Annotated in this window: 18 protein-coding genes; 2 read left to right on the plus strand and 16 right to left on the minus strand. The window is 38.8% G+C overall.

Features of this window, described 5'->3' with window-relative positions; translation table 11 throughout:
• Window positions 1–26 precede the first annotated feature (26 nt).
• On the plus strand, window positions 27–677 hold the full coding sequence (locus IEO70_RS10420) for a 2OG-Fe(II) oxygenase (RefSeq protein ID WP_407949065.1): 651 nt from the start codon (window positions 27–29) through the stop codon (window positions 675–677).
• Window positions 678–747: 70 nt separating this feature from the next.
• Here IEO70_RS10420 and IEO70_RS10425 read toward each other — a convergent pair whose 3' ends face one another.
• From IEO70_RS10425 to IEO70_RS10435, 3 genes are all read right to left on the minus strand, one after another.
• Window positions 748–1,071, minus strand: a complete 324-nt coding sequence (locus IEO70_RS10425) for a hypothetical protein (protein ID WP_190998314.1) — start codon at window positions 1,069–1,071, stop codon at window positions 748–750.
• A 223-nt stretch (window positions 1,072–1,294) separates the two neighbouring features.
• A complete protein-coding gene (locus tag IEO70_RS10430; RefSeq protein ID WP_190998315.1) occupies window positions 1,295–3,118 on the minus strand; it encodes an ABC transporter ATP-binding protein in 1,824 nt (607 codons plus the stop codon).
• A complete protein-coding gene (locus IEO70_RS10435) occupies window positions 3,096–4,841 on the minus strand; it encodes an ABC transporter ATP-binding protein (RefSeq protein WP_190998316.1) in 1,746 nt (581 codons plus the stop codon). The genes IEO70_RS10430 and IEO70_RS10435 overlap by 23 nt, the downstream gene beginning before the upstream one ends.
• 157 nt (window positions 4,842–4,998) lie before the next feature.
• Between IEO70_RS10435 and cls the strand changes: the two genes are divergently transcribed.
• Window positions 4,999–6,453 carry a cardiolipin synthase gene (gene cls / locus IEO70_RS10440; protein ID WP_190998317.1) on the plus strand — a complete coding sequence of 485 codons (1,455 nt, stop codon included), beginning with the start codon at window positions 4,999–5,001 and terminating at the stop codon, window positions 6,451–6,453.
• A gap of 471 nt (window positions 6,454–6,924) precedes the next feature.
• Here the strand turns inward: cls and IEO70_RS10445 are convergent, their stop codons facing one another.
• The 13 genes from IEO70_RS10445 to IEO70_RS10505 form a co-directional block, all read right to left on the minus strand.
• Entirely contained in the window at window positions 6,925–8,289 is a 1,365-nt protein-coding gene (locus tag IEO70_RS10445) for an aspartate kinase (protein ID WP_190998318.1), read from the minus strand.
• Between the two features lie 109 nt (window positions 8,290–8,398).
• Window positions 8,399–9,139 carry a sporulation protein YunB gene (gene yunB, locus IEO70_RS10450; protein ID WP_190998319.1) on the minus strand — a complete coding sequence of 247 codons (741 nt, stop codon included), beginning with the start codon at window positions 9,137–9,139 and terminating at the stop codon, window positions 8,399–8,401.
• 70 nt (window positions 9,140–9,209) lie between these two features.
• The gene (locus IEO70_RS10455) at window positions 9,210–9,932 is read right to left on the minus strand and encodes an amino acid ABC transporter ATP-binding protein (RefSeq protein WP_190998320.1); all 723 of its coding nucleotides are present in this window, start codon (window positions 9,930–9,932) and stop codon (window positions 9,210–9,212) included.
• Window positions 9,929–10,585, minus strand: coding sequence for an amino acid ABC transporter permease (locus tag IEO70_RS10460; RefSeq protein ID WP_190998321.1), 657 nt, complete (start codon window positions 10,583–10,585; stop codon window positions 9,929–9,931). Before IEO70_RS10460 ends, IEO70_RS10455 begins: the two co-directional genes overlap by 4 nt.
• Before the next feature lie 559 nt (window positions 10,586–11,144).
• Entirely contained in the window at window positions 11,145–11,951 is an 807-nt protein-coding gene (locus IEO70_RS10465) for a basic amino acid ABC transporter substrate-binding protein (protein ID WP_190998322.1), read from the minus strand.
• Window positions 11,952–12,213: 262 nt separating this feature from the next.
• Window positions 12,214–13,065: a dimethylarginine dimethylaminohydrolase family protein gene (locus IEO70_RS10470; protein WP_190998323.1), complete on the minus strand. Its 852-nt coding sequence runs from the start codon at window positions 13,063–13,065 to the stop codon at window positions 12,214–12,216.
• 104 nt (window positions 13,066–13,169) lie between these two features.
• The gene (locus tag IEO70_RS10475) at window positions 13,170–13,400 is read right to left on the minus strand and encodes an excisionase family DNA-binding protein (RefSeq protein WP_190998324.1); all 231 of its coding nucleotides are present in this window, start codon (window positions 13,398–13,400) and stop codon (window positions 13,170–13,172) included.
• A 22-nt stretch (window positions 13,401–13,422) separates the two neighbouring features.
• Window positions 13,423–13,590: a hypothetical protein gene (locus tag IEO70_RS10480; RefSeq protein ID WP_190998325.1), complete on the minus strand. Its 168-nt coding sequence runs from the start codon at window positions 13,588–13,590 to the stop codon at window positions 13,423–13,425.
• Between the two features lie 501 nt (window positions 13,591–14,091).
• Window positions 14,092–16,086, minus strand: coding sequence for an FtsX-like permease family protein (locus IEO70_RS10485; protein ID WP_190998326.1), 1,995 nt, complete (start codon window positions 16,084–16,086; stop codon window positions 14,092–14,094).
• A complete protein-coding gene (locus IEO70_RS10490; RefSeq protein ID WP_190998327.1) occupies window positions 16,076–16,843 on the minus strand; it encodes an ABC transporter ATP-binding protein in 768 nt (255 codons plus the stop codon). The genes IEO70_RS10485 and IEO70_RS10490 overlap by 11 nt, the downstream gene beginning before the upstream one ends.
• 307 nt (window positions 16,844–17,150) lie before the next feature.
• Window positions 17,151–18,167 carry a sensor histidine kinase gene (locus IEO70_RS10495; RefSeq protein ID WP_190998328.1) on the minus strand — a complete coding sequence of 339 codons (1,017 nt, stop codon included), beginning with the start codon at window positions 18,165–18,167 and terminating at the stop codon, window positions 17,151–17,153.
• Window positions 18,164–18,838, minus strand: a complete 675-nt coding sequence (locus IEO70_RS10500; protein WP_190998329.1) for a response regulator transcription factor — start codon at window positions 18,836–18,838, stop codon at window positions 18,164–18,166. Before IEO70_RS10500 ends, IEO70_RS10495 begins: the two co-directional genes overlap by 4 nt.
• Window positions 18,839–18,853: 15 nt before the next feature.
• Entirely contained in the window at window positions 18,854–19,678 is an 825-nt protein-coding gene (locus IEO70_RS10505; RefSeq protein ID WP_190998330.1) for a glutamine amidotransferase, read from the minus strand.
• Between the last annotated feature and the right edge of the window lie 121 nt (window positions 19,679–19,799).

Consider the following 19,799-nt stretch of genomic DNA (forward strand, 5'->3'; position numbering starts at 1 on the left):
TGAATATGGGGAAGGGTGAATTTGCATTGAGTAGTTCATTAACAAAAACGAAAGAAACCACTATTTTTCATCACTCCGGCAACAGCATTCAAACAGCCGACCGAGAGATTTCTATTATTGCCAAATTCGAAGAGCCTCTTGTTGTCGTTCTGGGAAATGTACTGAGCGCCGAGGAGTGTGATGAACTGATTATGTTGTCCAAAGACAAGATGCAAAGGTCAAAAATCGGAGTGACAAGAGAGGTAAACGACATTCGCACAAGCAGCGGAGCTTTCATAGAGGATGATGAACATCCTACTGTCGCCGCAATCGAAAATCGGATCTCTGAAATTATGAATATACCCGTCGAGCACGGCGAAGGTCTTCATATATTGCACTATGCCCCTGGTCAAGAATACAAAGCCCATTTTGATTATTTTTCTGCCAAGAGAAAAGCTGCTGCAAACAATAGAATCAGTACACTTGTCCTGTATTTGAATGACGTTGATGACGGCGGTCAAACTATTTTTCCGAAACTTAATCTATCCGTATATCCTAAAAAGGGTATGGCTGTTTATTTTGAGTACTTTTACAGTGATCAAGAACTAAATGAAAGCACATTACATGCCAGTGCACCAGTCATCAAAGGCGAAAAGTGGATCGCTACCCAATGGATGAGGAAACAGAGAATAAGATAAGTCTTAACTAAAAAAACACTCTATGAAACAGACATTTTCCTATACCTGCTTCATAGGGTGCTTCTTCACTTTATTTTTGAATTACATATGTAATAACCAGATTCTTTGGTATATCCGCATGTGATTCGTAGCTTTTAAATCTTTCACATGTAAATAACTCATATGAAAACTCATGAGCTTCCGACGGAATGATATAATTCGCTCTTAAAATAGCAAACAGCTTTTCCATCGCATCTTCTACGCTTAAATACGCACCTGTCTTATTACATTTCAAACCTTCAACACAAGTCTGGACGACATTTTCACCAATTGTTTCATCTCCATAAACAACTGTGACATCCAGAAGCTCTTCAACTTCTGTATTTTCCAATTCAACCTTTGTTGTGATTTTCATACCCTTCACCCACCTATGTGATCAGTCATTGTCCTAAGTCCGAGTTCGTTTGCTTTATTACTAAGTCAATCATACCATCTAATCTGCATTTAATTGTCAAATAAGTATTCTGGCAATGTTAAAATTAAGTGAATTCTTAAATTTAGGTGAACGTAAAACCGTTACCGGCCCTTTTTCATTTTTGATTTCACGCCTAGATATCACTTCAATGAACAAAACACTGCTACTCTAATCCGGCTTTGATTAGTTCAGCATAATATCCATTGCTCGCTGCTAATTCACGATGTGTGCCTATTTCAATAATGCGTCCGTTTTCCAAAACAATAATTTGATTGGCTTCACGAATTGTGTTTAAACGATGAGCTATAATAAAACTTGTTCTTCCCTCCATTAACCTCCCCAACGCTTCCTGAATATGCAGTTCAGTAATAGTATCAATATTGCTTGTCGCTTCATCCAAAATAAGAATGGACGGTTTGGCCAACATCGCTCTTGCTATCGAAATCAGCTGTTTTTGCCCTTGGCTAAGACTATTTCCTCCATTACTCAAAATAGTATCGTATCCGTCAGGCATAAGTTCAATAAAGCTGTGTGCATTGGCTTGTTTTGCCGCTTCGACGATTTCTTCATCACTGGCATTTAATCGGCCATATCGAATGTTCTCTCTTATGCTGCCTTGAAAAAGGAATGACTCCTGTAAAACAAACGCCATATGTTTTCTTATACTTTCACGGGTATAATCACTCATTTTCTTTCCATCTATCAAAATCTCACCAGAATCATAGTCATAGAAACGGGAAAGCAAATTGATAATTGTTGTCTTTCCGGCTCCGGTTGCCCCGACCAATGCGATACTTTCCCCTTGCTTCACTGAAAATGTCACATTTGAAACGGTAGAGCTTTCGCCATTATACGAAAAGGAGACATTCTGAAAAGAGACGTCTCCCCTAATATTGATCAAATCTTGCTTGTCCTTTTCATCATACGCTTCTTCAGCTAAATCTAAAATCTCAAATACTCGTTCTGCACCAGCGATAGCAGACAGCATCGTATTGAATTGATTTGCCAAATCATTCAAAGGACGGGTGAATTGTCTGGAAAACTCTACAAAAACGACAATCACACCAATCGTAATCCACCCTTTCAGTGCAAAGAAACCTCCGATACCGGCAATGATTGCAAAGCTGGCGTTATTAAGCACGTTCATTACTTTAGGTATCATACCTGAATATATAAACGCCCAAAAGCCTGTATTCTTCAGTTTTTCAGATTTAGAGCTAAACTGTTCATATACATAATCTTCTTGCGAAAAGGCTTTGACAATCGTTAAACCGGAAATACTCTCCTGAATTAATCCATTCAGTTCGCCCAAATTACTTTGCTGTCTTTTAAATAAAATATTTGTACGCTTCGTAATCCACTTCATGCCATAAAACATCAATGGAACAATTGTGAATGTTATTACTGCCAACAACGGACTCAGCCATAACAAAACTGAAACGGTGCCGATAATTGTCAGCGTACTTGATAACACTTGAATGACAGAACTGTTCAATGTAGAGCTGACATTTTCAATATCATTCGTCACACGGCTCATTAATTCACCATGTCGTCTTCTATCAAAAAATGAAATCGGCAGCTTATGGAATTGGCTGAACAACTTGCTTCTCATATGAAGGACCGTTTTTTGCGCAATCCCAATCATAAAATACGCCTGCAGCCACATTGTTAAGGAATATCCGGCATAAATACAAATTAATAGAATAAGTATCCCTGCAAGCCCATCCAGTTCCATTGCGACAATATAATCATCGATAATTTTCCCGATTGTCAACGGTCCAAGCAATGACAGCGCAGAACTGCAAACTACCAAAAAAAGCACAACATAAAATAAGCCCTTTTCTTGCATTAACAACTGCCAAACACGCTTTAAAGTGGAACGGCTGTCTGCAGCACGCTTTTTCTCAGTTTTAACCGTCTTCTTCAAATCTTCTGCCTGCAAAATCTTTTCATAGCGGAACGGTTCACTTAGTTGTTTCCATGACATGACGTTCACTCCCCTCTTCCAGCTGTGATTTCAAGATTGCTTGATACAGCGCTGAATGTTCAGATAGCTCAGCATGTGTGCCTTCAGCAACTTTCTCCCCATGCTGCAGCAAAATAATGCTGTCAGCATGCAAAGCTGTACTGATTTTTTGCGTGATAAAAATCTTCGTACTATTATAAGCTGCCACATCGTGAAGCAGCCGCTTTTCTGTCTTGCTGTCTAAAGCGCTTGTGCTGTCATCGAATAACAGTATTTTCGGATTGCGAACTAAAGCTCTTGCAATCGTCAGTCTTTGCCGCTGTCCCCCTGAGAGGTTAACCCCTTTTTGCCCGATCATTGTGTCGAACTTTTCTGGAAGCGATGCAATACTGCTGTAGATTTGAGCATGCTCACATGCTTTTGCTATCTCTTCATCACTTGCATCACGATTTCCCCAAAGCAAATTCTCTCTTATTGTTCCTGTAAACAATAACGACTCTTGAGGGACAATTCCTATTTGTTCTCGAAGTATACTTTGCTTCCAATCCTTTACATCACGGCCATCAATTGTCACTTTTCCTTCGATCACATCAATTAATCGAGGGATTAGCTGCATGAGCGTTGTTTTTCCGGAGCCAGTAGCTCCTAATATAGCTAACGTTTTTCCCGCTTCTAAAGTGAAACTGACATTTTGTAGCGACCACCTCTTTTGGTCCGGGTACTTAAAACTGACATTCTCAAATGTGATTTCTCCTTCAATTTGTGCTGACTCGCATGCTATTTCCTCATCTCTCATGTCACCTTCTATTTGCAGCACTTCATTTACGCGAGCAGCGGAAGCTTTAGCCCGTGAAAAGACCATAATAATAAAAGAGAATACAGAGAGTGCCGAAGTTATTCTTGTCGCATAGTTAACAATCGCTACCACTTCACCGACATTTGCCGTACCAGATAGCATATCTCTGCTGCCAAACCATAGCAGAAGAACGATTGTTATATTCATAAGCAATAGAAGCACCGGCATCGTAATCTCCATGAAGCGTAAAACTTTTACCGTTCTCTCCTGTAAATCTTCATTTGCCTGATCAAAACGGTTTACTTCATGATTTCTTCTAAGAAAAGCACGGATTAACTTCATTCCTGCCAAATTTTCGCCCATTACATTATTAACCGAATCAAGCTTTTCCTGAACAGAAGCAAACATCTTGCTTCCCCTATTCATTACGAAGACAAGGAAAGCGAACAATATCGGCACTACAGCCGCCAAAAATAAGGCAAGCTTAGGATAAACAACAAAAGCCATCACAAGGCCTCCAATAATTAAAAGCGGCGCCCTTACCATTATCCGAAGCAGCATGAACATTGTATTTTGCAGCTGCTGAATATCATTGGTCATTCTCGTAATAAGCGAACCTGCCGGAAATAGCGAATGCTGCAAATAAGAGAGTTCCTGAACCTTTCTGAAAATATTTTTTCTTACATCGTATGCAAAACTTTGGCTAACATGCGATGCATAAAACGTATTGAAGACCCCTGCTGCAAGCGCCAATACAGAGAAGGAAAGCAAAATGCCTCCCCACAGATAAATGACTGACAAGTTTTGCTCCAATACTCCCTCATTAATAATTTTCGCCATCAGCAGCGGCTGTAACAGCTCTATTACCAATTCAATAAACATAAAAAATAGAGCGAATCCCGCTGCAAGTTTATATGGTCGAACATGTGACCATACACTTTTTTTCATACTATCCCCCCTTATGTTCAAATCTGCTTGTATTTTTATTCACCTAGCAAAATGAAGCAATATGCTATACTATAATTACTGTTCTATATAGGAATTAAATTTTCTTATTTACATATACCATTAAGAAGCTATACGTATTGAAGGAAGGAATTACATAATGAACTATTTAAGTACAGCCTTGAATTTTGTTTTAATCCTGAATATTTTGCTCGCTATTTTCGTCGTTTTCCGAGAAAGACGAGATGCTTCATCTACTTGGGCCTGGCTGCTTGTCCTTTTTTTCATCCCGATTGTCGGTTTCGGGTTGTATTTATTGTTCGGGCAAAACTTAAAGCGGAAGCATTTATTTCAGTGGGATGACCAAAAGAAAATCGGCTTAAAGGAAATGATCCTCGAGCAAGTAAAGGAATTGAAAGCCGGCACATACCCATTTCGTAATCAATCTTCCAAAAAACATTTCGATCTAATCTACATGCACTTAATGAATAACGGTGCGCTGCTATCTGAAGATAACGATGTCACTATTTTCACAGACGGCCAAGAAAAATTCTCTAATTTGATTAAAGACATACGTGAAGCAAAGCACTTCATCCATTTACAATATTACATAATCAAGAACGACCATTTAGGGAATGAAGTATTATCTGAGCTAACCAAGAAAGCCAAGGAAGGCGTCAAAGTCAGAGTATTATATGACGAACTCGGATCTCGAGGTTTAACTTTATCGAATAAAGCATTAGTTGAACTAAGAAATGCCGGAGGAGAAGTAGAAGTATTCTTTCCAAGCAAACTTCACTTAATTAACCTTCGCCTCAATTATCGAAATCACCGAAAGCTCGTTATTATAGATGGTAACATCGGCTATGTAGGCGGTTTTAATGTAGGCGATGAATATCTTGGGCTTAATCCGAAGTTCGGTTATTGGAGAGACACCCATTTACGTGTGACAGGCAGCGCTGTTTATTCCATGCAAATTCGTTTCATACTGGACTGGAATCAGGCATCTCACCGTAACGATATCGCCTATGAGCCATCATTGTTTCCTGACTATAAAAGAACCGGTCATGTCGGGATGCAAATCGTCACAAGCGGTCCCGATTCAGATTGGGAGCAAATAAAACAAGGTTACATAAAGCTCATTTTATCAGCTAAGAAAACGATTCTCGTGCAGACTCCTTATTTCATTCCTGATGTGAGCCTTTTAGATGCTCTGCGAATCGCTTGCTTAACAGGAAAAGATGTCAAAATCATGATACCGAATAAACCTGATCATATTTTCGTTTATTGGGCTACTTATTCACATATCGGACTTCTTCTGGAAGCCGGAGCAAAAGTGTATATATACGAAAACGGCTTTATCCATGCCAAAACAATTGTCATTGATGAAGAAGTCGCCTCTGTCGGCACAGCTAATATCGATGTCCGAAGCTTCAGGTTGAATTTCGAAGTCAACGCCTTCATCTACAGCAATGATGTATCGAATAAGCTAAGTCAGGCCTTCAGTAATGATTTGAAACTGTCACGCCAACTTACTCTTGAAGACTATAATAACCGTTCGCTTAAAATCAGATTTAAAGAATCAATATCCAGACTGCTTTCGCCTATATTATAAAGAAAACTTGCCTTTGGTGAGCCTGATAAGGCGAAGGCAAAGGTCTAGTTGCACTTATACTATAAACCTAAAATTGGCGACTACGTCGAATCTTCAACCTCGTTGCCAATTTATAAGCATTCCTATAGTATAAGAAAAACCGGTACCGGTCCTTTTTCAATTCTGAATTCACTCCTCGCTACTACTTCAATGAAAAAGGAGACATGCGGGAGGACTAAGCTGCCTCCCTCGTGAAACCCGCCTTTGGTTTCACGAGGGAGGCAGCTTAGGCCCAAGCATGGCAGGTATAAGGTTAGACAGCCATCTAAGTTCAAAAAGATATACTTATTTTGTAGGAAAAACCGGTACCGGTCCTTTTTCATTTTCAAATGATAAAAAGGCTTTGCATGGATGCACACATTCCTCTGCAAAGCCCTTTTCTTTTAATAACAAATCCGGTTTAAATAACCTTGTTCTATTTCTGTTTATAAATTAAACAGTAACTGCTCCGACAAAAAAGGCATTATACAGTGCTTGCACCGCTTTTTTCTCATGGACCGCTTTGATTCCGAACATCATAGATACCTCTGATGAACCTTGATTAATCATTTCAATGTTAACACCGGCTTCTGCCAGCGCCTGTGAAGCACGAGCTGTCGTACCTACGTTATGACGCATTCCCTCGCCCACAATCATCAATAAAGAAAGTCCATGTTCAACTTCTACTTTGTCAGCTTGCAATTCACCATAAATACGAGCTACAATATTTGCTTCTTTTTCTTCATCCATTTGATTCTCTCTTAAAATGACCGTAATATCATCGATGCCGGAAGGAATATGTTCATATGAAATTTCATTTTCCTCAAGTATTTGAAGAAGCTTGCGGCCAAAACCAAGCTCTCTGTTCATTAAATACTTACTGATATAAATACTGCAAAAACCTTTATCAGATGCGATTCCAGTTACCGGACCATTTGAATTTTCCCGATCATTAACAATAAACGTACCCGGAGCTGACGGATTATTCGTATTGCGCACATTTACAGGAATACCAGCACGGAAAGCTGGAATTAACGCCTCATCGTGAAAGACGGAAAAACCGGCATAAGACAGTTCGCGCATTTCACGATATGTAAGTTCCTTAATTTCCTTCGGGTTACTAACAATTGTAGGATTAACAGAAAATACGGCATCCACATCTGTGAAATTCTCATACACATTCACTTTAATTCCATTTGCTAAAATAGAACCGGTAATATCCGAACCGCTTCTTGAAAATGTTGCAATATGCCCATCTTTTGTGAATCCGAAGAATCCCGGGAAAATAACAATCCCCTCTATATCACGCAATTTATACAACTGATCATACGATTCCGGCAGCACTTGCGCATTTCCGGGCTCATCACTCACAAAAAGTCCAGCATCCTTTGGATTTACGTATGTTGCTTTCGTCCCCATCACTTGGAAATAGGCAGCAATCAGCTTCGCATTGTTGTCCTCTCCGCTTGCTTTCACTGCATCTAAGTATCTTTCCTTATTGCTGCGATCACCATCGATCACTTGCAGAAAGTCTGCTTCAATTTGTTTTATAACATCAGCAGGAAGATTTAACTCAGTCGCAATACTTCCATATCTATCAATCAACATTTTCAGTTCATTTGATAAATCTTCGCCGTTTATTCGCTTCTCTGCGCAGGCAATGAGAAGGTCTGTTACTTTAATATCTTCAGACGATCTTTTACCCGGTGCTGAAACGACAACAAATTTCCTTTCAGGATCACTCGTTACGATTCCATAAACTTTCTCCAACTGCTCACCCGAAGCCAGTGAAGATCCGCCAAATTTCACTACTTTCATCCCTACAACTCCTATACGTTAAATCGTTGAAATTTTTATACTATTATGAACTTTATAGACTTAAGATGCAACAAATATATTTAAATTAATTAACTGCTCTAGCTGTTGATTATTCCTTATCTTTCTCTTCAGGAGCCGGCGGCGGTATGCTGATTCCTGTACCGTAATAACTTGGAACCTCGCCTTCAATGAAATAGTCGCCTATTTTTACGCTTTGCTTAATCGGCTCGCGATCTGAGTAAAAAGGAATAACGATTTGCATTTCAACCTCTATATCGACAAAAAGCTCAAAGAATGTGTTATTAATGCCGCTATGTGTCATCTTTGTACGGATTTGAGAATCGACATCTCTGACAAGCGACAACCTCACCGGCACTTCCGGACCGGAATTGGCGAATAAGTTGACATTTGTAGCAACACCGAGCGGAATTCGATATACAATATTTTGCATTTGACTATCTGTTCCCTCTTCACCCGGCTGCTCATTCTTTTTTAATCCTAAACGTCTCTCAATATCCTCTGTCGTTGTCGTCAGCGCTTCATTATAAACTTTCGGGTTAAAACTGAAAGTAGATGCGCGACCTTCCCTATGATTCTCTAAAATCAGTTCATCCATATCGATTTTACTTGTAATATTTGCATCAATCGATGCGATGATTGCTTCTGTAGCAGTACGCTGCAGTTCTACCTTCGCTACATTATGAATTATTGGCGTGATACGTTTTTCCACAAAATATAAGGAAATAAAATTAACAAGAAGAAAAAGCAAGAGTGAATACAAAAAAATCTTTTTCCACCCTAAAGGCTTTCTGCGAAAAATTATACTTCTGCGGTATCCCCATCGCTTCACTTACTACCAGCCCCTTTGCATCATACTTATGCCTATCGCGAGCATAAAATGAATACAAGTGGCTATTCTATTAAAGGATTTTGCTTAAGAATGCTTGTGTCCGTTCATGCTGCGGATTTTCAAACAATGCTTTCGGCTCGTTTTCTTCTACTATATAACCACCATCCATAAAGATAACGCGATCGCCAACTTCACGGGCAAATCCCATCTCATGCGTCACAACAACCATCGTCATTCCTTCAAGAGCAAGCTGCTTCATTACTTCAAGCACCTCTCCTACCATTTCCGGGTCAAGAGCAGATGTCGGCTCATCAAACAGCATGATTTTCGGCTCCATCGCCAAAGCCCTCGCAATCGCTACACGCTGCTTCTGCCCGCCTGAAAGCGAATCCGGATAAGCATCAGCTTTGTTTTCCAAGCCAACTTTTCTTAACAGCTCCAAGCCTTTTTCTCTCGCCGTTTCCTTTGAAACTTTCCGGACCTTCGTCGGAGCAAGCATAATATTCTCGAGCGCCGTCATATGCGGAAATAAGTTGAAGTTTTGAAAAACCATTCCGACTTCCATGCGCAGGTTATTGACATTACTTTTTGGATCGGTAATGTCTGTGCCTTCAATATAAATATGGCCTTCTGTAATTTCCTCCAATAAATTAATGCAACGTAGAAATGTCGACTTTCCCGATCCGGATGGCCCTATGACTACAACCACTTCCTTCGGCATAACGTCTACAGAAACACCTTTTAATACTTCATTCTTCCCGAACGTTTTCTTTAGATTATCAACCTTTATCATGACTTATCCAGCCTCTTTTCAACACGATGTAATATGAAACTTAATGTTAATGTAATGACTAAATAAATAAGAGCTGCTGTTAAATATGGCTCCCAAACAGCAAAGTGCGCACTGCTCATATTACGTGCATAATACATAATTTCCGGCGCTGTAATGATTGCGGCTAACGATGATTCTTTTACCAAAACAATAAATTCATTACCTAATGGAGGAATGGAGCGTTTCAATGCTTGCGGCAAAATAACGTATCTCATAGCTTGAATATGAGACATCCCTAATGAACGAGCTCCCTCCATCTGACCTTTTTCAATGGATTGAATACCGCCGCGGAAAATCTCGGCAATGTACGCTGCGGAGTTTAAAGAGAGAGTGGCAATAGCAGCTGCTATCGCATTGGTTTCACCGGTAAATAGCGGTATAACACCGAAGTGGATCAATAACAATTGCACAAAAAGAGGTGTCCCTCTAAAAAAAGCAATATAAGCGACAAACGGAAATGCCACCCATTTGTTGCGCATCATCTTCCCTAGCGCAATGAATAAACCTATTATCGTCCCAAATAAAATCGATACAATCGACAGCCCAATCGTCAGTAATGTTCCTTTCCAAAGGAGCGGGGCATAATCGATGATTAAATCAAAATTAAAATTCATAGTTGTTCCTCCTGCCCAAAACAAGCTTCAGTATATGCCAATCAATGTAAAAATCGCGCTGTCTATTAGAAAAACCGGCACCGGTCCTTTTTCATCATGAATATGCTACTTAGGTTCGGCTCAATGAAAAAGGAGACATGCAGGAGGACTAAGATGAATCACACAAGAAACCCGCCTTTGGTTTCTTGAGGGAGACAGCTTAGGACCGAGCATGGCAGGTGTAAGGTTAGACAGCAATCTAAGTTCAAAAATATAAACATTCTTATCTTTTAAAAACCGGCACCGGTCCTTTTTCATCATGATTATGCTACTAACATTCATCTCGTTGAAAAAGGAGCCATGCGTGAGGACTAAGACAGCCGCTCCGTGAAACCCGCTTTTAGTTTCACAGAGTGGTTGGCTTATAAAGGAACATCGGCTAAGACCGCCACGTCCTGTGGCAACGCCGATGTGACCTACATCCTGTAGGCCTCCGAGCATGGCAGGTGTAAGGTTAGACACTGATTTAAGTTCATATTTATACGTTCTTTAGAACGAACGTGTTTTTTGAAAAATCAAATTATTGTTGAGCTTTTAAGTCTTCAGTATCCGGCTTCTCTCCAAACCATTCTTCATAGATTTTTTCGTAAGTACCGTTCTCAAAAAGTGTATTAATGGCTTCATTAATTTCTTTCTGCAAATCTGTATTGCCTTTAGCGAACATGACACCGTAGTATTCATTCTCAAAGCTATCGTCAGTTATAACTTTAAGTTCCTCATCAGGATTGCTTTTTGCATAAGCTTCCAACACCGGCTGGTCTGCAATGACTGCATCCGCTCCATTTTGAACAAGCTCCATAATAGCCAATGTGTTCTCTTCAAAACGCTTCACATTTGTACTTGTTTTACCTAATAATTCAGTAGCGATAAAGTCTCCGGTCGTCCCTTGCTGAACTGCAATGACTTTATCCTTTAAGTCTTCTGAACTTGCAACTGTACTGTTCTCAGGAACAAGAATTTTGTTTGTTGAACGATAATAAGGAACAGAAAAATCAAATTTTTGCCTACGCTCATCATTGATTGTAATAGATGAAATAGCCATATCCGCTCGCTTAGATTCCATCTCAACAAATAACGGATCCCATCCGATATGTTGAATTTTCAGTTCGTAACCTGCTTCTTTTGCTACTGCTTTAATGAAATCAACATCAAAACCTACTACATCATCCTTGTCCATATATTCCATAGGAGCATAGGCCGCATTTGTTAAAACTTTTAATGTTTTCTTCTCTTCGCCTTCCCCGCTGCTGTCATCAGAAGATCCGCAACCCGCTAATATAGCTAAAAAGGCACATAATAACGTTAAGCTCAACATCCATTTCTTCATACATCCATCTCCTTATTTGAATAATCTATCAATTCAGATTTATTACATTATATTATATTTATACAATAATATGAATAATTAATTTTAATAAAAGCACATTTTTCTTTTAATCTGTCACTATACGGTAACTATACGGTAACTCTCGGTTTGAGCTACATCCTCTCTCAAATAGTTTCACTAATACTCTACATGTACATCTACAATGATAGAATAACTTTTTCTGCCATTCTAATAGTTTAGAAGTATGTAAGAAAAAATTAGTTTATGATTCCGCTTCTCTCAGCAAAGGCATAGAGCAACAGCGAAAAGAACCGCCGGATTTAATAATTTCCGAAAAATCGACTTCCTCTACAATATATCCCCGCCTCCGCAGTTGATCATTCACTCTTTTATTCGTCGGCAAGCTTATGAGCTTCTTATTGCCCAAATTTAAAATATTTGTTCCTAAAGAAAATTGTTCTTCCTCTGTAATTTCAATAAGCTGATATCGTTCTCTGAGCCATTCAAGATCCTCTTTTGCAAATGCCGGAGAATATATAAGTGCTTCATTTTTCGAGAGAATGTTAAATACACAATCTAAATGAAGAAAGCAATCGGCAATCTGAAGTTTTTTAACTTTGCAATTCAATAAACTGCCCAATTCTTGTACTGCAGCTTCAGATGTTCTCTTACTGATTCCTACATAAACCACCTCTTCATCAATGATTACATCGCCTCCCTCAATACTTGCGGTCATCTCTAGAAATGGAAGATGACAGCTTTGCAGCCAATCCTTCAGCAGACTCTCCTCACCTTTCCTTATGTCATGCTGCAAGACCGATATGAAGACTGTTGAACCTACTGTGAAGCCGATGTCTCTCGTAAACACTTGCTCCGGATATTCCTTTAAAGCTGAGAGAAAGACAAGTTCAATCCCATTCCTTTTTAGAACATCGCAAAATTGGTTATGTTGTTTCAAAGCTTTCTTCACATCGATGTTATCTTTTATGTATAATCGCTGTGTTTCATTGATGATTGTTCTGATTGCCATGAACTGCGGCTCACATACAGCCAACAGCTTTAAAGGGTCATACTCATTGCGGCAACATACTGCTTTATATAATTGATCGTTCATTCTTCCCCCTCCTAAGACAGAAAATATTGGCATGAAACCCTTTATTTAAGAGTATCACAATTACTTATTTTGTAAATTGTACACAAAAGAAAAAGATGAAAACATTAGTCTTCATCTTTAACATCCATATCTTCTGGAATTGGCTCATTAGCTAGTTCATTTACGAGCTGCTTGTACTTTTCGAGCTGCTCAAAATGCGTTTTGAACTGGTCTCTATAAATTAAGTAGTTCTCCCCGTCGTGCAGTGTTCTTATTTTCCCCTGCAAAATTAAGTTCTCTATATATGCAACCGAAACAGAAAGCAGTTCCGCTGTTTCTTCTATTGTCAAATACATTTTTTGTTCACCTCTGCCTAATTTAACGTTTCTTTCTTCTTTTACTTTCCATCATTGTAATCCCGGTGACTCCGATAATAAAACTTGCCGCCTGAGCATATTCCACATTCGGAAAATCGCTATTTATAAACGTCGTATACAATGCGCCGATAACGCCTAATATTAACAACGCAATCCCTGCTCTAACCATATTTTCATTCCCTGCTATTAAAGATTCACTGTATCATTATAGCCATAACAAACGAAAAGTAGGAAGAATAACGAAGAATATTGTTGAAACTTTCTGTAGTCGGACTTTCTCCTCTACACCAAATATTAATAAAAAAATCACGGATTAAAGATAAAATAAAACATTTAAAGCCAGTTTCTATATTTTTTTATTTTTCTCCATTGCCCCTAAAAAGTCAAACTCATTGATGTGCATAAGATCAACGCATCTATTAAAGATTGCCAATTAATCAAACGATTGATTAAGAGAATATGGTTAATCAATCGTTTGATTGAAATCGTACTTATTATCTCAGATGAAAATCATGACGAAATTGGTCAAAGCTTGCTATAAAATAAATGGTAAGTACACAATTTGATGTACTCATAATAAGATTCTCCTCTTCCCCCATACATGTATTCTCTGAAAACACCAAAAGAGAACAGCCCAATCTCTTTACTCATGAGAATTGAGCTGTTTGCATTACTTCACAATATTTTTATAGCCGATATAAGTGGCGATAAAATATCCCCCATATATCACGACCATGATTAGCGCCGTGAATAAAGCCGGGATAAAAACTGAAGGTTGCCCCATCATTATCATCTCTTGATTGACAGCTTTTATTCCGAAAATTGAGTGGACAATTGCTAACGATAACGGCATCATAAAGTAAATGAAAATCTGCGCAAAAATTGCTTTATTGATGCCCTTCCTTGTGACACCAATTTTCCGGAGCATGCTATATCTTTCCATATTATCGCTTGCTTCCGATAATTGCTGCAACGCCAGCACAGCCGCGCTGGAAATTAAGAACACAATTCCGATATAGATGCCGATAAAGACAATCATTGTAGAAGATCCGATACTATAATCATAAAATAGTGTCTCTGTCATGCCGAAAAGTACAAAACCATATTTTTCGTACAACTCATTGCTGTTAAATGCATGGTAGAGCGTTTCGTCGTTTTGTTCAGCATGGCCGTCATAATTCAAATTAACAACTGAGCGAGCAATTGGCAATCCTTCAACAGCCTCATCCGGAGCGACAACAGTAAATGCAAACTCTCCAGCATAGGTAGTCATATATTGCAGATTTTCAACCTGTTCATTAGCAATCTTATATTCTGTTTCACTTATATTAATGGTTTGAGTGCTACTGATATAGTTGTTGACCGTCTCAAAGAACTTCTCATCATCCGTAATTATCAACACCTCATCGCTACTCAGTTGCTGTGCTTCTTTCCCTTGCATTTCCATAATCTTTGCATAGTCAGACGCTTTCAGTACTTTAATGCTTTCATATGACATCGCCATATCGAAGTATTTTAGAAGCTCTTCTGTAGAGTATGGAAGCAATAACTCATTATAGTTTGTATTTAGCGCTGAAATATCAAAAACGTGCTTCTCTCCCATTTCATCTAAATCAATCCCTGCCATCTCCGTCGCTTCTGTTATATTTCTTACATCATACCAGTCTTCGACATACAAAGTTGCATCGTATGGAGTCTGTTCATCAAGGTTTCTCTCGCCAGCATTTTTGATGCTGAAGGCCGTCGATAAAACACCGATTGTGAAAAATAGCATTAAACAAATAACCGTCATTGAAACAAAGGTTGTATTCACTTTACTATTAATTTGACGTACTACGAACATATTGACATTTTTAAAGTAAATACCTTTATTTTTCTGCAGCATGTTTAAGATAAATCCGGAAAGGGACATGAAGAACAGAAATGTTCCTAATGAACCTATCGCTACGCATGTCCACATAATTGTCATGCTCTCGAACAGGCCGTATTTTAAAATCACACTGTACGCTGCTGCAAGCAAAGTAATGGATAAAATGAACAATACAATTGAAGTCGATGTCTTGCGAACCTTCAATGTTTCATTTTTTCTTGCTGCTGTCAGCAAATCAATCAGCTTATACTTCGAAATGACGATACTGTTAAAAATCATCACACAGAAAAAGATTAAACCGAAGTAAGTCATTGTCTTAATCATCGCATCTGTTGAGAAAACAAACTTCAACTTCGTAATATCCGCATCGAATAAAGAAACAACCAGTACCGACAATCCTTGTGAGATCACTGCTCCAATAGCCAAACCGGCAACTAGTGAAAGCAATCCGACCAAGAATGTTTCCAGAACGACAATCTGCGATATTTTATATTTGCTCATTCCAAGCGTCATATATAAACCTAGCTCTTTTTTTCGGCGTCTGATTAAAAAGTTGTTGGCGAACAAAATTAAAAAGCCAAGAACGACAGATACAAATACAGAAATTATGGACATTAATTGCGTAATAGATTGAACCATGTCCGATTGACTGATTGTTAACTTTGCCATTGCTCCTGATTCTGAAATCGAGTTAAAGCTGTAAAAGATGCAAACCGCAAAGGTAAGCGTCAAAAAGTAAATCGTATAATCTTTAAAACTTCTTTTAACGTTGCGTGCCGATAATTTAAATAACATTATTCGTGTCACCTCCGAGGAGCGTTACCACCTCAATAATGCGATTGAAAAATTCCTTTCTCGTATCATTGCCTCTAATAAGCTCATTGAATATTTTCCCATCTTTAATAAACAAGATTCTATGTGCATAGCTGGCCGTAAAAGCATCATGCGTAACCATTAATATCGTAGCCTGCAATTCGCTGTTCAGCTTTTCGATAGAATCCAGTAACAATCTAGCTGACTTCGAATCGAGTGCACCAGTCGGCTCATCTGCCAGAATGAGCGAAGGATTTGTAACAATCGCCCTTGCCGATGCGACACGCTGTTTTTGTCCGCCAGACATTTGGTAAGGAAATTTATCCAGTACTTCTGTAATCTCTAGCTTTGCTGCTACATCATTTACCCGCTTAGTTATGTCTGCAGGTTTACAACCTTGAATCGTTAATGCAATCGCAATGTTTTCAAAAGCTGTCAGCGTATCAAGCAAATTGAAATCTTGAAATATGAAACCAAGTTCATCACGGCGAAATTTCTCTAGCTTGCCAGCTTTCAATTTCGTAATATCCTGTCCGTTTATAGTAATTTGTCCAGTTGTGACGTTGTCTATTGTCGAGATGCAATTCAGCAATGTCGTTTTTCCGCTCCCCGAAGGACCCATAATACCGACGAATTCTCCTTGCATCACTTCAAAACTTATATGATCAATTGCTTTTGACACATTGCCTTTATTGCCAAAATACTTTTCTATATCTTTTACTTCTAAAATGTTTTTCATCGTACCTCACCTCTCCTTGATATCTTTAGTATACCCCCTCGTCTGTCACCCTCGTATCGAAGTACCTTGCATGAACCTTACAATTTTGAAAGAAAAACCGTCACCGGTCCTTTTTCATTTTTGATTCTGCTCCTTGATTCTGCTTCAATGAAAAAGGAGACATGCGGGAGGACTAAGATGAATCACACAAGAAACCCGCCTTTGGTTTCTTGGGGGAGGCAGCTTAGGACCGAGCATGGCAGGTGTAAGGTTAGACAGCTATTCAATTCCAAATCGCCTCTTTATTCCACACAAAAAAGAGCCTCTTTCAAGACTCTAACAATACATATTTGCTTTTCGGGAAGATAAGACTCACTTCAGTGCCGACATCTTTCTGTGATTGAATTGTAATTCCTAAATGCAGCTTATCGGCCAACATTTTGCATAAGTATAGACCGATGCCCGTCGACTTCCTGTATATCCGCCCATTCTCTCCTGTAAATCCTTTTTCAAAAACTCGGCCAATATCCTTTTCGTCAATGCCTACACCGTTATCCACAATGTGCAGAATCAAATTATGCTCATGCTTGCTTGTGTAAATATTGATTGTGCTTTCTTCTTTATAGCAGTAATTTATGCTGTTCGCGATAATTTGGTTGATGATGAACTCCACCCACTTCTCGTCACTGAAAACAACATCATGAAAGTCTGCCAACTGAAGCTGAATTTTTTTATGTATAAATGCTTTAGCATTTCGTCTGATTACTTTTGAAACGCATTCTTTTAAACGAAATTCCTTAACAAGGTAATCCTTGCTTGCGCTGCTGCTGCGTGCATAGTAAAGGGCTTGTTCAACATAATCCTCAATCTTTTTCAATTCTTCACTTATGCCGTTAATGGCCTCACCTTGATAGTTTTCAACCATAAGTCTGCTTGCAGCAATCGGCGTTTTAATTTCATGCACCCAAGCTTCAATAAACTCTTGATATTCCAATTGCAAGTTTTTATAAAAGTTGACTTGCTCATGCATTTGCTTATCGCTCGTTTTCAATATATCATATAAAACCTTACCTTCAAGAAAATCAGGTTCATCAATAATTTCAGACAGCAAATACTTTTGATCAAGATTTTCAACCTTTGCTTCAACTTCATCATAAAAAGGTTTTCGTTTTAACAGTTCCATTAAGAAATAAACGAGTAGCGGCCCGAACCAACATATCCCGACTAGCACAATGATAATTTTCGGGACAGAAAGCATTGTTAAAAACAGTGCAACCGCAATAAATAAAACCGCGTTGATGATGAAAAACACCGTACGTTCCTTAAAAAATGCCTTTAACGTCATGATATGATATACCCCATTCCGCGTCTTGTTTCAATCGGATTGTCCATACCGATTGCTTCTAACTTTTTACGAAGACGTGTAATGTTTACGGAAAGCGTGTTATCATCAACAAATAAATCCGATGACCATAGATCTTCCATTAACTGTTCTCTTGATACTATCTTATCTTTATTTTTCATTAAGCAATGGAGTATTTTTAACTCATTCTTCGTCAATTCCTCTTGTTTGCCGCGGTAGGAAATCGTTCCGTTCGCCAAATGGAGCTGCAAATCCTTGAAGGACAATACGGCACTTTCCTGCTTGGCATAAGTTCTTCTCAATATATTTTCGATGCGCGCCAGCAAAATTTGTGTATTATACGGTTTTGTCACAAAATCATCAGCACCAAGATTCATGCTCATCAATTCATCAATCTCCGTGTCTCTGCTTGTCACAATGATAATCGGAACTTGCGATGTTTTGCGGATTTCGCGACAAATATAATAACCGTCAAATACCGGAAGATTAATATCCAGCAGTATTAAATGAATGTCTTCCTGACTAGCGTATTTCATCACATTTTGGAAATCATCAGGCGCCTCTACTTCATATCCATAATTTCGTAAAAAGGCTGCCAATTCATTGCGAAGTGTTTCTGCATCCTCGATGATCAATATTTTTGCCTGTTGCATAAAACTCACTCCTCTTTAAACCTCTGTTTTTGCCGTAAATATTGTCCACCCTTCACTTGATTGTTGCGGATGTTCTTTTTTAATACCGGCAATCCAGACAAACCATTGTAATAGCTGCTTACCGAAATCATTTTCGATCACTGAATTATGTAATTTTTCTATATCAAATCCTGCTTGCTCAAGATGCACTTTTTGTTCTTCAATATAGGCACGGATAATCCCTGCTGTGAATTCCGGATGAAATTGTACGCCATATATATAACTATTCAGCTTAAAAGCGTGATGAGGCTCAAAGGCATTAGCTGCAAGCAAAACTGCATTCTCCGGTAGGTCCACCACAGTTTGAGAATGGGTTACGTGTGAGACAATACCTGTTGAAACATGCTTCTCACCATTCAGAGAGCTGTATAAAACCGGGGATAAGCAACCGAATAAGGCATCATCTCGTCCAGCCTCGGTTAATGAAATAGCTACTGTGCCAATTTCAATACCTTGTGGATGATAATCTACTTTGCCTCCAAATGCTTCTGCCAGCAATTGATGGCCGTAACAGATACCTAAAATCGGGATTTGCAGAGGAACTATTTGTTGAAGCCAGTTCTTTAACTGCTCGCTCCATTCTTCCTTGTCAGTAATCATAGCATGTGAACCTGTAATGATGATTGCTCCTATACTCTCTAGTTCAGGCAGAGCTTCAATCCCCTTTTTATAAACCTGGGCAACGATTACTTCATCCGCCTGTAAGTTTGCACCAATGCGCACCATTTCATCAAAATCGCCGAATTGCTTCTTAATAGCAGGGAATGTTTCGCCGGTTTGAATGATTAACAGCTTCTTCATCGTATCCACAGCCTTTCTATATCATATATCCATAAGTTTAAAGAAAATAAAGTTAGAGTACAATCATGGCTGTAATTTTCTTCATAAAATAAAATAGATGATCTCTTTCACAAACAGAGAT

It is taken from the genome of Peribacillus faecalis (assembly GCF_014712675.1).
GTDB classification, from domain to species: domain Bacteria; phylum Bacillota; class Bacilli; order Bacillales; family DSM-1321; genus Bacillus_AD; species Bacillus_AD faecalis.

Coding starts and splice junctions, on each gene's coding strand:
- IEO70_RS10435 (WP_190998316.1), bottom strand. CDS start 4,841: ATGAAAAAAAGTGTATGGTCACATGTTCGACCATATAAACTTGCAGCG.
- IEO70_RS10505 (WP_190998330.1), bottom strand. CDS start 19,678: ATGAAGAAGCTGTTAATCATTCAAACCGGCGAAACATTCCCTGCTATT.
- IEO70_RS10500 (WP_190998329.1), bottom strand. CDS start 18,838: ATGCAACAGGCAAAAATATTGATCATCGAGGATGCAGAAACACTTCGC.
- IEO70_RS10485 (WP_190998326.1), bottom strand. CDS start 16,086: ATGTTATTTAAATTATCGGCACGCAACGTTAAAAGAAGTTTTAAAGAT.
- IEO70_RS10490 (WP_190998327.1), bottom strand. CDS start 16,843: ATGAAAAACATTTTAGAAGTAAAAGATATAGAAAAGTATTTTGGCAAT.
- IEO70_RS10465 (WP_190998322.1), bottom strand. CDS start 11,951: ATGAAGAAATGGATGTTGAGCTTAACGTTATTATGTGCCTTTTTAGCT.
- IEO70_RS10455 (WP_190998320.1), bottom strand. CDS start 9,932: ATGATAAAGGTTGATAATCTAAAGAAAACGTTCGGGAAGAATGAAGTA.
- IEO70_RS10495 (WP_190998328.1), bottom strand. CDS start 18,167: ATGACGTTAAAGGCATTTTTTAAGGAACGTACGGTGTTTTTCATCATC.
- cls (WP_190998317.1), top strand. CDS start 4,999: ATGAACTATTTAAGTACAGCCTTGAATTTTGTTTTAATCCTGAATATT.
- IEO70_RS10470 (WP_190998323.1), bottom strand. CDS start 13,065: ATGAACGATCAATTATATAAAGCAGTATGTTGCCGCAATGAGTATGAC.
- IEO70_RS10475 (WP_190998324.1), bottom strand. CDS start 13,400: ATGTATTTGACAATAGAAGAAACAGCGGAACTGCTTTCTGTTTCGGTT.
- IEO70_RS10480 (WP_190998325.1), bottom strand. CDS start 13,590: ATGGTTAGAGCAGGGATTGCGTTGTTAATATTAGGCGTTATCGGCGCA.
- IEO70_RS10445 (WP_190998318.1), bottom strand. CDS start 8,289: ATGAAAGTAGTGAAATTTGGCGGATCTTCACTGGCTTCGGGTGAGCAG.
- IEO70_RS10425 (WP_190998314.1), bottom strand. CDS start 1,071: ATGAAAATCACAACAAAGGTTGAATTGGAAAATACAGAAGTTGAAGAG.
- IEO70_RS10460 (WP_190998321.1), bottom strand. CDS start 10,585: ATGAATTTTAATTTTGATTTAATCATCGATTATGCCCCGCTCCTTTGG.
- IEO70_RS10430 (WP_190998315.1), bottom strand. CDS start 3,118: ATGTCATGGAAACAACTAAGTGAACCGTTCCGCTATGAAAAGATTTTG.